This window comes from Sulfurovum sp. AR (assembly GCF_000296775.1).
GTDB lineage: Bacteria > Campylobacterota > Campylobacteria > Campylobacterales > Sulfurovaceae > Sulfurovum > Sulfurovum xiamenensis.
Genome location: NZ_AJLE01000002.1, coordinates 68,468 through 82,577, shown reverse-complemented (window position 1 = coordinate 82,577; position 14,110 = coordinate 68,468). Strand labels below are relative to the sequence as shown.

Here is a 14,110-nt window from a genome sequence, read left to right as displayed (position 1 = left end):
ATCTTAGCAAATACTATTTGATGCGTTTATATTGTGATCACTTAAAGGCAATATAGTTTATGAACTTTTTGACAGACAACTAAAGGAGTATGATCATGGCAGAGCATTCAACTATGATGGTTGACGGCAATGAAGCCGTTGCAATGGTAGCCCACAAGATCAATGAGGTCATTGCCATATACCCTATCACCCCCGCCTCTCCTATGGGTGAATTCAGTGATATTTACAGTGCCAAAAAACAGAAGAATATTTTTGGTACGGTGCCTGAAGTGTATGAAATGCAAAGTGAAGGAGGCGCAAGCGGTGCTGTGCACGGTGCCTTGCAGGCAGGTGCACTGACCACGACCTTTACCGCTTCTCAGGGATTGCTGCTGATGATACCCAATATGTATAAGATCGCAGGAGAGCTCACTTCGACGGTATTTCATGTGGCTTCTCGCTCTCTTGCTGCCCAGGCACTCTCCATTTTTGGTGACCATCAGGATGTCATGGGAGTAAGACAGACCGGGTTTGCCCTACTCGCCTCTGGTTCCGTACAGGAAGCCCATGATTTTGCCCTTATTGCACAGGTAGCAACCCTGCATGGACGCATTCCTTTTTTACATTTTTTTGACGGATTTAGAACCTCCCATGAAGTGAATCGTATCGAAAAACTCCCTGATGAAGTACTCAAAAGCATGATCAACCTTGATCTGGTCGAAGCACACCATAAACGGGGTCTGACACCTGACCTCCCTGTACTTCGTGGTACATCCCAAAACCCCGATGTCTATTTTCAAGGGCGTGAAAGTGTCAATAAGTATTATCAGGCACTGCCTAAGATCTTGCAGGAGCAGATGGATACCTTTGCCGAATTAACCGGAAGATCCTACCGGCTTTTTGATTATGTCGGTGTTGAAGATGCTGAGAGAGTGATCGTATTGATGGGTTCTGGTACCCAGGCAGTAGAAGAGAGTGTACTCTATCTGAATGCGCAAGATGAAAAAGTGGGCATGATAAAGATACGGCTGGCATTGCCTTTTGCGGTCGAAACATTCATTGATGCACTTCCAAGCTCAGTCAAGTCCATTGCCGTGCTTGACCGTACCAAAGAATCAGGGAGTCTGGGTGAACCACTCTATCATGATGTAGTGAGTGCACTGTATGAACATCGTACCGAACTACCTTTTGAGCTGCCAACTATCATCGGGGGACGCTACGGCCTCTCGTCCAAAGAGTTTACTCCTGCTATGATACTAGCGATCTACAAGGAACTTTCAAAAGCATCTCCGAAAAATCACTTTACTATCGGTATTGACGATGATGTTACCCATACTTCACTTGATTATGATCATAATTTCATCTTAAAAAACCCTAATCAGTTTCAGGCCCTCTTTTACGGACTGGGCTCGGATGGTACGGTAGGAGCCAACAAAAATACCATCAAGATCATCGGAGAAGAGACAGACTATTATGCCCAGGGGTATTTTGTCTATGACTCCAAAAAATCCGGTTCTATGACCATTTCTCATCTTCGTTTCGGTCCCGATCCGATACGCTCGAGCTACCTGATACAAGAAGCCGATTTTATCGCCGTACATCAATCTGTATTTCTTGAAAAACTCGATCTGCTGCAGCATGCTAAACCAGGTGCCGTTTTTCTGCTGAACACCCCGCACAACAAAGAGGAAGTATGGCAGCATCTTCCCCGTGTGACCCTGAAACTTATCATTGATAAAAGGCTTAAATTTTATGTCATTGATGCCTACAGTGTGGCCAAAGAAAGTAAGATTGGGTCTCGTATCAATACCGTGATGCAGACCTGTTTCTTTGCCATCAGCGGTATTCTTCCAAGAGAGGAAGCGATTGCCAAGATAAAACACTCGATCCAAAAAAGCTATGGAAAAAAAGGTGATGTCATTGTACAGATGAATTTTGCCGCCGTGGACAATACACTTGAGAATCTCTATGAAGTCGATATTCCCACACAGGCAGAGAGTACCCAAGAGCTTCAGCCTGTACTCAAAGGGGTACTAAGCCCATTCGTTTCTGAAGTGATCGGAAAAATGAGTGCCTACATGGGAGATGAACTTCCAGTATCCAAGATCCCGGCTGACGGGACATGGCCCACAGGGACCACACAGTACGAAAAACGGAACATTGCCCATGAAGTGCCTGTATGGGACCCTGATACCTGTATCCAGTGCAACAAATGTGTCTCTGCTTGTCCCCACTCGGTCATTCGCTCCAATGTCTTTGATGTCTCCTTTATGGATGAAGCGCCTGAAGGGTTTCTATCAAAACTGGCCAAGGGAAAGAAATTCGGAGAAAATGATCTTTTCAATATCTCTGTAGCGGTCGAGGACTGTACTGGATGTTCGCTCTGCACTGAAGTGTGCCCAGCAAAGAACAAATCACAAACGAACCTCAAAGCGATCAATATGACCCCGCTTCCCGACATTAAAGAAGAGAAGATTGCACAGTGGGATTACTTTACTTCACTCCCAAAGGTTGAGCGTTCCAAACTAGACCATGATGACCTAAAAGAGTCACAATTCCTTGAACCTCTCTTTGAGTTCAGCGGTGCATGTGCAGGGTGCGGAGAGACCCCGTACATTAAACTTGCTACACAGCTTTTTGGTGACAGGATGGTCGTTGCCAACGCCACTGGATGCAGTTCCATCTACGGAGGGAATCTTCCTACCACACCATGGAGAAAAAATGATGAAGGACGCGGACCGGCCTGGTCCAATTCACTCTTTGAAGACAATGCAGAGTTCGGTCTTGGCTTCCGCCTTGCCATCGATAACCACATAGCCCATGCCCGAAGCCTGCTTGAAGGACTTCAAGATGGTCTGGACAAAAAACTTGTTGAAGCGATACTGGGTGCTTCTCAGAAGAATGAAACAGAATTCAATGAGCAGAGGGAACGGATTACACTGCTTAAATCTGCTCTTGCTGAACGTGAAGACAATGAAGCAAAAAAACTACATGAGATCGCAGATTATCTTGTGAAAAAATCTGTTTGGATCATCGGGGGAGACGGCTGGGCCTATGACATCGGCTATGGCGGTCTGGATCATGTGCTTGCCAGCGGGAAAAACGTCAATATTCTGGTACTCGATACCCAGGTCTACTCCAACACCGGCGGCCAGCAGTCCAAAGCCACCCTGACGGGTGCTGTGGCCAAGTTCGCTGCAGACGGAAAGGCAGGGGTACCGAAAGATCTTGCTGCCATGGCCATCAATTACGAAAATGTCTATGTAGCAAAAGTCTCACTGGGTGCGAACGACAAAGCAACGGTCAAAGCCTTTGTTGAAGCAGAGTGTTATGAAGGTCCTTCCATCATCATTGCCTACTCGCACTGCATCGCCCACGGGTATGATCTAAAATACGGGTTTGATCAGCAAAAACGTGCTGTTGACAGTGGATTATGGCCGATTTTCCGATTTAACCCAGATAAGATCAAAGAAGGGGAAAATCCGATGACACTGGACTACAAAGGTCCTAAAATAGATGTCAAAGATTTTATGTATCGTGAAACACGATTTAAAATGGTTGAGAAGATGAATGCTGAATCTGCAGGATCTTACCTGAAAACCGCGGCACATACAGCTCAGACTCTCTACAAAAGATACCAAAACCTATATGAACATTATCAACCAATACAAAAGGAGGTCTGACCATGGAACTGACTACTACGCATTTAGGGCTGGAGTTAAAAAATCCTCTTATTGCTAGTGCTTCGCCGTTAACGGCATCTCTTGATAGCATAAAAAAGCTTGAAGAGAACGGTATCGCCGCTGTCATCATGCATTCCCTCTTCGAAGAAGAGATTAACCATGAGATCCATCAGATCGACCATTTTTTGCACATTCACAGTAACGCTAATGCTGAAGCAACTACTTATCTGCCAAATGAAGTGGATTTTGAGAATCTCCACTCTGAAAACTATCTTGAAGAGATTAGAAAAACCAAAAAAGCTGTCCAAATTCCGATTATCGCAAGTCTGAACGGTGTTTCTGCAGGAGGATGGGTGAAATATGCCAAAAAACTGCAAGAAGCCGGTGCGGATGCTTTAGAACTTAACATCACCTATATTCCTACCTCTATAGATATGGAGGGTCATACCGTAGAACAAATGTATGTCGACACCGTAACGCAAGTCAAAGAGCATATATCTATTCCCCTCAATGTCAAAATGAACGCCTATTTTTCCAGCCCTGCAAATATGGCAAAACGCTTTGTGGAAGCCGGAGCCAACGGTCTGACCATTTTTGACAATCCTGCACGTGTGGATGTGGACCTTGAACTTCTTACTCCATTGCAGCGTGCCAATATCACCAGCCCAGCCAATATCAGTGAAACTTTAAGATGGTGTGCGATCCTCTATAACAAGCTTTCCTGCTCAATGTGTGCGGGTACAGGGATACACAGCGGTGAAGATGTGCTCAAAGCCATCATGAGTGGAGCAGATGCAGTGGCACTGGCTTCCATACTTCTTACCAAAGGAGAAGCCCAGGCAGCTGTGATACTCAATGAAATCACCCAATGGATGCAGGAATACGAGTATGACTCTATCTCGCAAATGAAAGGAAGTATCTCTCTGACCCATACCGATAACCCGGCTGCGTATGAACGCAACTCCTATATGTACGCTTTACAGCAGTATCGCCGCTGATGCTACAATAAAGAAATAGAAATAATGCAATGATGGAGTTTATTGATAATCATGAAAATCTATTGTTTGGGTTAACGCTAGTGTCGATCATGAGCTTTATCGCCTCGATACTGTTGATTCCTTGGATAGTGACTCAAATACCTGCAGATTATTTTACGCATCCAAAACGCCAAAGGTATCTATGCTGTCAAAAACCAAAAATGGTACGCTTTATGTTTATATTCCTTAAAAATATCATTGGAGTGCTGCTCATCATAGGAGGTATTTTCCTGCTTTTTTTACCCGGTCAGGGAATACTTACCATCCTGATAGGATTGCTTATCATAGATTTTCCCTACAAATACAGATTTGAGATCTGGGTCATAAAACACCCTTTTGTGCTAAAATCTGTCAATAAATTACGTACGAAAGCAAAAAAGCGCCCTTTAGTGATCTAAAAATTCACTGTTTTCTACTGTTGAGAAGTTTCCCGAAGATCCTTTAACTTCTCTTGATAATCCTCTTCATCACCATAAGAGAGGAATTCCTCATAATACTTATGTTGCGCTATCACCTTCTTCGCATGTTTTATAGGACAAAAGTAGAGTTCGGTTCTACCAGAAATGGCTGAAGCATACAGCATTAGGCCATTAAAATAAGAGCAATAAAGACAATTGAGCTTTTCAATAGCGTTTAAATATCCAAGGTAATGATGGTCAAAGTGCATATAGTCACTTCGTTTGATAAACTCAAACTTAAAAATTCTGAATGCGATCTGTTGATAGATAAAGAGCAACACGTCAAAGATGATAGCAGGAATGACCATCACATAGATAAGAGGTGCCGTAAGCAAATGTAAAAAAGGCACTTCCCTAAACCAGGTTAAAAGATTTTTCATATTCTCTTTTTGTTTGGCCAAAACCTCTTGTTCAAATGTCACATAGCCATTTTTGATCTCATAAGAGATATGATTCTCTTGTTTGTCGATCTCTTTTGCAAGTTTCACCTTCATCTTGTCGATCTCTTCAATCATTTCTCTTATCTTATCATTCATAGATAACCCTTCATATGTTTCAATTCTTGCTTATTATACAGAGTTAACTCTATGGTATCAATGTAATTATTATAATATGTGTAAATAAAAGAGTGCCGTGAAGCAGTAGTAAAAAGTTGAATGCTGGAAGAGCATACCAAGCATGAACAGAATCTACAATCCCAAATGGTCAGGATGCACTAGTTCTTTGCTCTAAAAAGCGTTCCTTTCGTATGTTTACCATCCATGAGAAACTCATAGGCAGTCGAAAGATCAAACCCGCTACATAGAAACATTTCACGTTTTTTATTGATCAGGAAATCTGCAGCAACCAACTTAGTATATAGACCGCCTGATGTAAATTCATTATGAGGTCTATATACTGCAGCAAGTTCATCTTCTGAAATACTATTCACTTCTTTTAACATTTGTGCATGAGGATTTTCATCTGGATTGCTGTCATAGTAACCGTCTATATCACTCAAAATAACCAAGAGATCCGAGTCTGTATGATGGGTCACTTTGGCTGCAAGTAGATCATTATCTCCAAATATCTGATCAGGTGTACTTGAAATATCATTCTCATTGACAATAGGAATGATGTCTTCTTTAAATGATGTTTGTATGATCTGGCTAAATATCTCTGTACGTTTTCTGGAGTTAAAATCATCTTCGGTCAAAAGAATTTGAGCAATATCCGTATCATAGATATCAAACTTTTTTTTGTAAGAGCTCATGAGTATAGGCTGTCCAATTGCAGCCAGTACTTTCTTGCTAATATGTTCTCTTTTGTCTAATTTTAAAGCTGTGTACCCTGCTGCTGCTGCACCAGAACTTACAAATATAACCTCATATTTTTTGCGAACTTCTACGATAAAAGAAACGAGATTAAGCATACGCTCTTTTGCGATCTCACCCTTCTCTGTTAACACAGAACTTCCTACTTTTATAACGACTCTGTTATATTGATTCATAGTAACCTTAATCGATTTTTGATGTAGCGGACGATAATAACAAAATAACTTTAAAGTTATAGACTTCATCAAGCACTATGCTTTACTCCATGAAGAATGAGTGAAAACATTTTAGACAGAAAATTGGTTTCTAAATGCTTTTGCTCCATCTTTACTGGATTCTATCTGATCAGGGATATCTTGAAATGAAAAACGGAGTTTACTCTGTTCTATGGTCTCTATCTCTTTGATCTTGTTAATATTGATCAGATAGGATCTATGGATACGTACAAAATGATAAGCCAATAATCTTTTTTCAAGATCAGAGATCTTTTGGGCATAGTAAGAAAATCCTTTCGAAGAACGTAACATCACTTCACTGAGATCCGCTTTGACATAATAGATCTCCTCTGGTTTCAGTAGATAATAGCTCTCACCCGTCTTACTCATCAAACGAAGATCATTACTGCTTTTACTTTCCACTTTAACACGTGCTATACACTGCTCTAACTGTTCTATACTGAAAGGTTTGACCAGATACCCTACTGCACCGATATCAAACGCTTTAAGCGCATGTTCATCATACGCTGTTTGAAATATGATGGCTATGTCCTCCTGATGATAACGTAGTTCATACCCCAGTTCAAGTCCACTGCTTCCAGGCATGTTAATATCTAATAGTGCCAGATCAACATGATTCTCTTTGATCGCTTGAAGTGCACCTGTCGCACTCTCTGCTTCTATGATATCTTCATATCCAAGTGTATTAAGCATTCTTTTCAGTCTGCTAAGTGCTAAAGCTTCATCATCAACGATGAGTATTTTCATGACAATCTCCTAAATAGATAGTAAAAGTGGGGGTTTCTTTGTCTGTTATTTCTATCTTTCCCTTACAGAGAAGCTTTAGACGCTGGGCTAGATTCGTTAAGCCGGTTCCAAATTTGGTGTTTTTCATTGCTCTACCATTATTTTTCAATATCAGTGTATTTTGACTTTGATCATAAAATAGAGATATTTCTAATATTTTTTTGTCTATAAAACCATGCTTTATAGCATTCTCTACAAGTAACTGAATGGAAAATTTCGGTACTTTTATCTTAGGTATAGAATCATCAATATGCATATGGATCTTACCTGAAAAACGTATATTCTCAAGTTCGACATAATCACGCACATTTCTGAGTTCATCATTCAATGGAATGAGTGCTTTTTCATCCATAGTATTGCGTAAAAAAGTAGATACTTTTAATATGGCAGTCTCAGCTTTGTTCGGATCTTGGTGAATGAGTTCTGCTATAGAATTCAAAGCATTAAAAAGAAAATGTGGATTGAGCTGAGTCTCCAATGAACGGAGACGGCTTTGCAAATAATGATGATCAACCTCTTCTTTTTCATTACGCATCTTTACAAAACGATACAGCAAAGCACCTACTATATACGTCAGAACACCTATGGTAACAGCTATTTGGACATGGTGGGTATGAAATAAGGGGATAAGATCAATATCCCATAACTCTGCAATTTCAGTACTTAATAAAGTACCTAAAAAACCAGAAAGAAACGAGAAGAATATTGCCAATGGTAGCCAAAATATTTTTGAGATCTTTGGTAAAATAGTTTGATTCATAAACGTAATGAACAAAAGAGAGAAAAATGTAATAGAAAAACCAAGCATAGCTCCAAAATACATACCTTGGACCCATTCAAGACCTAAAAGCACATACCCTAAAGAAGAGAGCAACATCGCAAAAACAACGCCAATAAGTAAAATGTAAAGCCAATCAAGTACCTTGATACGCAAAGCGATATTATACATCCAGCAATCCTCTGAGATTTTCAACACCCAACATCACTCCAGGCCATCCCTGTGCTGCATAGACTGTATCACCTACCTGATATAAATCTTTAATTGGAGTATCATTGGAAGGAAGTTTTGGTAGGAAGTTTTTCATAGTGATAGCATTTCCTCCAAGTTGTGAACGGTTAATATAACGCTTGAAGCTTCTAGGTGTAGCAGCGAACTGATGCACTATCTCCTCTTCATTGATATCAAGTATAGCACAGATACTCTTTAGCATTTGAGTTTGAAGTTCTGATTTTTTACTCTGATAGGTTTGCTTATCTTCCCAAAACCTTACATCAGTATGTATGGATGCTGTCACACTATAGTGCCCTTCAGGTGTAAGCATGTTATCTGTCACATCTGAAAAAGAAACAAAGACTGCATTGGATATGCTGTGTGTATATTGTTCATCCTGTATCAGTTGATAATGATGTTCATACTTCTTGTCACTTCTTATTGTCATATAGAGCATAAATGAACTTTGGTGATTGTTGAGTGTTTCATACTTTTGATAATAGTTCTTTACTTTTTCATCATTAAAAAGTTTTTCGCTGTCATAAATGGTACTGTTCAGTATCACTTTTTTGGCTTTTAGTGACTCATTTTTGGTATGTAGTGTGAAATGATCACTGTGTCGTTCAATCTTTTCTATTTGTGTGTTACGTTTGATATACTTCATCTTTGCTGTCATCTGATCAAACAATCTTCCGAATCCACCTGGTACATAATGAGTTTCATTAAAAGAATATCCCAAAGAGAGTGCTGCAGTAAAAAAATTGATCTCTTTTGAATGAGCCTGTGCAACGATGAGGATCTGTGCTTCTAGAAATTTTTGATACTCTTCCGAAATATCTCCATAAAAATCGTTGATAAAATCATAGGCATTGGTCCGTAAGAAACGTTGAAATCTGACCAATAAAGGGAAAAAACTTGTCAGTGATATAAGTTTATGCCATAGAGAACGATTAGAGTAGTAATGTCCATGCAAAGCATAAAACTCTTTTCCAAGTCTATGAACCAATGTCCAAAATTCACGATTTTTAGGATGAGGATAGTTTTTTTCAAGCACTTCTAAAAAATCTTCCAAGTCGGAAAAACGAGGTGTGATTTTTTCATTTTGTATAATAACGATTGTAGGGTCTGTGACCAGAAGTTCAGGCGTAAAGCCTATTTTGTCAAACATTGATTTTACAATATGACCCTCTTGATATCCAGCCAGTGTCGTAGCACCGGTATTGTAAGCATAACCTCCATGTACAAAGGTCGAACTGCATCCACCAAGATATGGCTCTTTTTCAAACAAAACAGTCTCATACCCTTTAGCATCCAGATATGCAGCCATGCTGCTGCCACCTATACCAGAACCAACTACTGCATACTCGATCATTAGGAGACTTTCATACTCTCATATAGATTTGCTATGCATTTGACAAATGAGGGATGATCATTAGGGGCCTTTGCCACACGATACTCCACAAACCCAATTTTTTCAGCGATCTCTCTATACTCTACATCAAGTTCAAACTCTGTCTCAGAATTATCAATGGTAAAGGCTATCGGATAGATAATAACTTTTTTTTCTTTAGACTTTTGAGTTTATCCTCAAGATAGGGACGTATCCATTCCAGTGGTCCAAGTCTTGACTGGTAGGCAAGATGGGTCTTATGAAACTGAATACCTGCTTCGAGCAATGCTTTACGAGCATGATATACATTGTACTTGATATGACGCTGATAGTTATCTCCATTATCTATGATCTTTTTGGGTAGTCCATGTGCAGAAAAAACCAACTCAAACTCTTCAGGATTGTCTGTACCAAGTGCCTCTTTGATCCGCTCTACACTTGCAGCGATATAATCTGGATGACGGTAATAACTATGCAGTGTTTTTACTTTTGCATGAATACCCTGCTTTTTGATACTCTCTTCGAGATCTTCCATACTTGAAAGTGTCGTTGTACTTGAGTAATGCGGATATAGAGGGATAGCATAGATCTCATCCACATGCTTAAGTCCTTGAAGTGCATCAAATGAATAAGGAGGGGTATAACGCATAGCCATATGTACGGTAGCATCAATACCCTCTTCAAGTTTTGATATGAGTTGTTTTGTATACCCTACCAAAGGTGATCTTCCTCCTAAAGCAGCATAACTGCTTTTGGCTTCTTCTTTTCTTCTCCATGTAATAAGTTTTGCTAACATCTTACGTATAGGCTTTGGTGCTGAAATAATGCGTTTATCGTTGAACATATTGTTCAAAAAAACTTCTACCTCATCCAAGTTATTGGGTCCACCCATGTTCATTAATACTATGGCTCGTTTCACGGAAACCTCACTTTTTTGTTTATTTTACAAATAATAGGGTTGTGTTCGTAGCCTCATAATGTCGATTCATTGTAAAAACTAGGTTAACTGGTGTTTTAGCGCTTTTTCTATGTCTGTATATTCAAAGACAAAACCTTGTTCCTGGAGTGCAGTAGGATAGACTTCTTTCGAACCTGTAAGGACAGAGCTGGCTTCCCCATACATGATGCGCAAAGCAAATTCAGGAATAGGCAGTATGGTAGGACGATGTAAAACCTTTCCTAATGCTTTGGTTAAAACATAATTTGTAACAGGGTTGGGGGAAACAGCATTAAAAACACCGGTAAGATGCTTATCAATAATGAATTGATAGATGCGTACCAGATCTTTCATAGCTATCCAACTGGTCATCATCTTCCCATTTCCAATAATGCCTCCAACACCCAATCTAAATGGTGTAAGCATCTGTGCCAATGCACCACCCTCTTTGCCAAGTATCACACCAAAACGTAATATAGTGGTTGGTTTCTCACACAATCTAGCTTCCTCTTCCCACTTATGGGCAAGTTCACCCAAAAAATCGTCTGCTATTTCTGTACAGCTTTCATCACATTTTTGATCATCAGGATAAATACCAATGGCTGAAGTAGAAATAAAATGTTTCACATGACTTTGATTGATCGCTTTTACCAATCGTTCTGTACTTTCTATACGGCTTTGAAGAAGAATTTTTTTATAAGGATCACTCCATCGCTTGATAATAGGAGCACCGGCAAGATTAATGACAACATTAACGTCTTCTAATTTTTTTACTATCATAGAGATGTCATCTTTCCTGTCTATGACACTACACTCTTTAAAATGATTCTGTAAAGCCGTTCCAACGAACCCGCTGGCTCCAGTCAGTGCTACTTTCATCACTTGTCTCCTTTTTATTATTGTAGAGACTCTCTATGTACTCCGTGTGCAATAATATATTACATAGAGTAAACAGATCAGGTCTATTTTAGTAGTGCTTCTATCTTTTCTTCGAGTTCTTTAGGTTTGGTAGATGAACCAAAACGCTCAACTACCTTACCCTCTCTATCCACAAGGAATTTCGTAAAGTTCCATTTGATCGCTTCTGTACCCAAAATTCCCGGCTGTTCTGATTTAAGATATCTGTAAAGTGGATGCGTATCATCGCCGTTGACATTGATCTTGGAGAACATAGGGAAAGTCACACCAAAGTTCACACGACAAAAATTCTGTATCTCTTTTTCAGAACCTGGTTCCTGGGAACCAAACTGGTTACATGGAAATCCAAGTACCACCAATCCTTGATCCTTATATTTTTTGTAGAGTGTTTCAAGTCCATCATATTGAGGTGTATAGCCACATTTACTCGCAACATTTACGATAAGCAACACCTTTCCTTTGTATGGTTCCAGTGTTGTCTCTTTCCCTTCAATAGTTTTAACTTTAAAATCATAAATTGTTTTCATCTGTACATCCTTTGCTAACGTATTCACACTCAATATAAACAATAAAGATAAGATACCTTTTAACATACTGTCTCCTTTAATCCATTGCATCGGCAGGAAAATCTTTAATGATTGTGATCACCAGTTCACCCACTTCAAAACCGAATTTTTTCATTTTAGAATGATTTAAAATTACACCATCTTCTTGAAGATGCAGCCAGTCACGTACATTGATATCTATCGTTGACTTATTGTACGGGACACGCATCGTATAGTCTATCATAACTGTATTGCCTTTTGCAATCATCTGCGCTTCACCAACAATGTCTCCGGCAGTGCCTGTAAAGGTTTTCTCTCCAGTAGGTGTCAGGGTCCAGACACGTGTCTGTGTTTCTCCATCATCATAGACAAATTTCTCATCCAGGGTACCTACACCATTCTTGTCCCAGCTTCCTACTAGTTTTCCTTTGAAACGCCTAATGATCTTTCCATCTCTGTCTTTCACTATACCGTATGCGGTCATTGGTCCGTTAAAATACTTTTGAGGGATGAACTCAGGTGTAGTGTTGGAGAAATCATCAATCTTCATACTGCTGCCACACCCTGTTAAGAGTCCGCATATTCCAAGTGTTAAAATAGATTTGAGTTTCATGCTACCAATCCTTTATTCAAATGTATGTTCTGATCACGGGTAAAAGCCACTTGTACCAAATTGATATTTCGCGTTAAAAATGCTGCTTCACAGTAACAAAGATACATTTTCCACATCCGTATAAAGTATTCATCGAATCCGAGTTCTTTAACCTTATGAAGCTTGGACCTGAACGCATCATGCCATAATCTTAGAGTTTTCGCATAATCTTCTGTAAACTCTTCCATATGTAAAAGATTTAAACGGGTGTGATTTGTCGTTGTTTGAAGTATTTTGCTGACACTTGGCAAATGTCCTCCCGGGAAAATATACTTCTGGATAAAGTCGGTTCCTCTACTATAGGCATCATAGCGCTGATCTGGCATAGTAATAACCTGCATCACCATTACACCTGAAGGCTTGAGGAGTGATTCGCATTTTTTGAAAAAAACATCAAAATATTCTTTTCCGACTGCTTCAAACATTTCTACTGCAATGATGGCATCAAAAGTGCCATCAAGATCCCTGTAGTCCTTAAGCAGGATCTCTATCTGGTTATCGACCTCTTCTTTTCTAAAACGCTTTTCACAAAGTGCTTTTTGCTCTTTACTCAGTGTAACTGTTGTCACCTCGCACTGTTTCTCTTTGGCCAGGTGAATCGCCATTGCTCCCCAGCCCGAACCTATCTCAAGTACTTTAGCCCCCGGCTTAAGGCGTAGCTTGTCTGAAAGCAGTTTGATCTTTCTTTGTTGTGCTTCATACAGTGACTCTTCCGGGTGTTCAAATACTGCACTGGAATACATCATCGTATCATCCAGCATCAATTCAAAAAAATCATTAGAGAGGTCATAGTGCTGTGAGATATTTTTTTGTGACTGCGTTTTAGAGTTTTTACGCATCCAGTGCTTTATCTTGTTGAGCTGAGGCAATAGGTTGATAAAATGGTTAGTGCTTTTATCTTCACTTTTTGCTGCCAATGCTTTTGAGTTCAGCAGTGCAATACTGATCAGGTTCGTTAGGTCGGTAGTTTCAAAATCACCGTCCATGTAACTCTCTGCAAATCCTATATCACCATAAAGTGCAAGACGTCTAAAAAAGCGGCTGTCATGTATGATCATACTTGTTTTTGGAGATTCACCGTTTCCATAGATTTTTTTGGTTCCGTCACTGTAGATTACTTTCAGTGTTCCCTGTTCAATACGCTTTAAATATCTGTCTCCGAATTTGTTCCAAAATCCTTTCATT

The 14,110-nt window shown here is 39.8% G+C and carries 12 protein-coding genes and 1 pseudogene; 3 read left to right on the top strand and 10 right to left on the bottom strand.

Annotated elements, in window-relative coordinates; all coding sequences use genetic code 11:
* Positions 1-95 precede the first annotated feature (95 nt).
* From nifJ to SULAR_RS02005, 3 genes are read left to right on the top strand one after another with little or no spacing between them, the layout of a single operon-like run.
* Entirely contained in the window at positions 96-3,662 is a 3,567-nt protein-coding gene (gene nifJ, locus SULAR_RS02015; RefSeq protein ID WP_008242471.1) for a pyruvate:ferredoxin (flavodoxin) oxidoreductase, read from the top strand.
* 2 nt (positions 3,663-3,664) lie between these two features.
* The gene (locus SULAR_RS02010) at positions 3,665-4,660 is read left to right on the top strand and encodes a dihydroorotate dehydrogenase-like protein (protein WP_008242469.1); all 996 of its coding nucleotides are present in this window, start codon (positions 3,665-3,667) and stop codon (positions 4,658-4,660) included.
* Between the two features lie 29 nt (positions 4,661-4,689).
* Positions 4,690-5,097, top strand: coding sequence for a PGPGW domain-containing protein (locus SULAR_RS02005; RefSeq protein WP_037999870.1), 408 nt, complete (start codon positions 4,690-4,692; stop codon positions 5,095-5,097).
* Between the two features lie 14 nt (positions 5,098-5,111).
* Here the strand turns inward: SULAR_RS02005 and SULAR_RS02000 are convergent, their stop codons facing one another.
* The 10 genes and pseudogenes from SULAR_RS02000 to SULAR_RS01955 form a co-directional block, all read right to left on the bottom strand.
* Positions 5,112-5,693 (bottom strand): hypothetical protein, encoded by a 582-nt coding sequence (locus tag SULAR_RS02000; RefSeq protein WP_008242465.1) that lies wholly within the window; start codon positions 5,691-5,693, stop codon positions 5,112-5,114.
* 179 nt (positions 5,694-5,872) lie between these two features.
* The gene (gene proB, locus SULAR_RS01995; RefSeq protein ID WP_037999868.1) at positions 5,873-6,646 is read right to left on the bottom strand and encodes a glutamate 5-kinase; all 774 of its coding nucleotides are present in this window, start codon (positions 6,644-6,646) and stop codon (positions 5,873-5,875) included.
* Positions 6,647-6,757: 111 nt separating this feature from the next.
* Positions 6,758-7,453: a LytTR family DNA-binding domain-containing protein gene (locus tag SULAR_RS01990; RefSeq protein WP_008242460.1), complete on the bottom strand. Its 696-nt coding sequence runs from the start codon at positions 7,451-7,453 to the stop codon at positions 6,758-6,760.
* The gene (locus SULAR_RS01985) at positions 7,434-8,441 is read right to left on the bottom strand and encodes a sensor histidine kinase (RefSeq protein ID WP_008242459.1); all 1,008 of its coding nucleotides are present in this window, start codon (positions 8,439-8,441) and stop codon (positions 7,434-7,436) included. Before SULAR_RS01985 ends, SULAR_RS01990 begins: the two co-directional genes overlap by 20 nt.
* Complete coding sequence (locus SULAR_RS01980) at positions 8,434-9,855, bottom strand: NAD(P)/FAD-dependent oxidoreductase (RefSeq protein ID WP_008242458.1); 1,422 nt, start codon at positions 9,853-9,855, stop codon at positions 8,434-8,436. The genes SULAR_RS01985 and SULAR_RS01980 overlap by 8 nt, the downstream gene beginning before the upstream one ends.
* Positions 9,855-10,765, bottom strand: a pseudogene (hemH, locus tag SULAR_RS01975) (ferrochelatase). Before hemH ends, SULAR_RS01980 begins: the two are co-directional and overlap by 1 nt.
* A 105-nt stretch (positions 10,766-10,870) precedes the next feature.
* A complete protein-coding gene (locus SULAR_RS01970) occupies positions 10,871-11,689 on the bottom strand; it encodes a TIGR01777 family oxidoreductase (RefSeq protein ID WP_008242449.1) in 819 nt (272 codons plus the stop codon).
* A gap of 83 nt (positions 11,690-11,772) precedes the next feature.
* Positions 11,773-12,255 (bottom strand): glutathione peroxidase, encoded by a 483-nt coding sequence (locus SULAR_RS01965; RefSeq protein ID WP_008242448.1) that lies wholly within the window; start codon positions 12,253-12,255, stop codon positions 11,773-11,775.
* A 76-nt stretch (positions 12,256-12,331) separates the two neighbouring features.
* On the bottom strand, positions 12,332-12,886 hold the full coding sequence (locus SULAR_RS01960; RefSeq protein WP_008242444.1) for a DUF3833 domain-containing protein: 555 nt from the start codon (positions 12,884-12,886) through the stop codon (positions 12,332-12,334).
* Entirely contained in the window at positions 12,883-14,109 is a 1,227-nt protein-coding gene (locus tag SULAR_RS01955) for a cyclopropane-fatty-acyl-phospholipid synthase family protein (protein WP_008242442.1), read from the bottom strand. Before SULAR_RS01955 ends, SULAR_RS01960 begins: the two co-directional genes overlap by 4 nt.
* Position 14,110 lies beyond the last annotated feature (1 nt).

Bases quoted from the DNA above. Each gene is read 5' to 3' on its own strand.
- nifJ (WP_008242471.1), top strand. From the start codon at position 96: ATGGCAGAGCATTCAACTATGATGGTTGACGGCAATGAAGCCGTTGCA.
- SULAR_RS02010 (WP_008242469.1), top strand. From the start codon at position 3,665: ATGGAACTGACTACTACGCATTTAGGGCTGGAGTTAAAAAATCCTCTT.
- SULAR_RS02005 (WP_037999870.1), top strand. From the start codon at position 4,690: ATGATGGAGTTTATTGATAATCATGAAAATCTATTGTTTGGGTTAACG.
- SULAR_RS02000 (WP_008242465.1), bottom strand. From the start codon at position 5,693: ATGAATGATAAGATAAGAGAAATGATTGAAGAGATCGACAAGATGAAG.
- proB (WP_037999868.1), bottom strand. From the start codon at position 6,646: ATGAATCAATATAACAGAGTCGTTATAAAAGTAGGAAGTTCTGTGTTA.
- SULAR_RS01990 (WP_008242460.1), bottom strand. From the start codon at position 7,453: ATGAAAATACTCATCGTTGATGATGAAGCTTTAGCACTTAGCAGACTG.
- SULAR_RS01985 (WP_008242459.1), bottom strand. From the start codon at position 8,441: ATGTATAATATCGCTTTGCGTATCAAGGTACTTGATTGGCTTTACATT.
- SULAR_RS01980 (WP_008242458.1), bottom strand. From the start codon at position 9,855: ATGATCGAGTATGCAGTAGTTGGTTCTGGTATAGGTGGCAGCAGCATG.
- SULAR_RS01970 (WP_008242449.1), bottom strand. From the start codon at position 11,689: ATGAAAGTAGCACTGACTGGAGCCAGCGGGTTCGTTGGAACGGCTTTA.
- SULAR_RS01965 (WP_008242448.1), bottom strand. From the start codon at position 12,255: ATGAAAACAATTTATGATTTTAAAGTTAAAACTATTGAAGGGAAAGAG.
- SULAR_RS01960 (WP_008242444.1), bottom strand. From the start codon at position 12,886: ATGAAACTCAAATCTATTTTAACACTTGGAATATGCGGACTCTTAACA.
- SULAR_RS01955 (WP_008242442.1), bottom strand. From the start codon at position 14,109: ATGAAAGGATTTTGGAACAAATTCGGAGACAGATATTTAAAGCGTATT.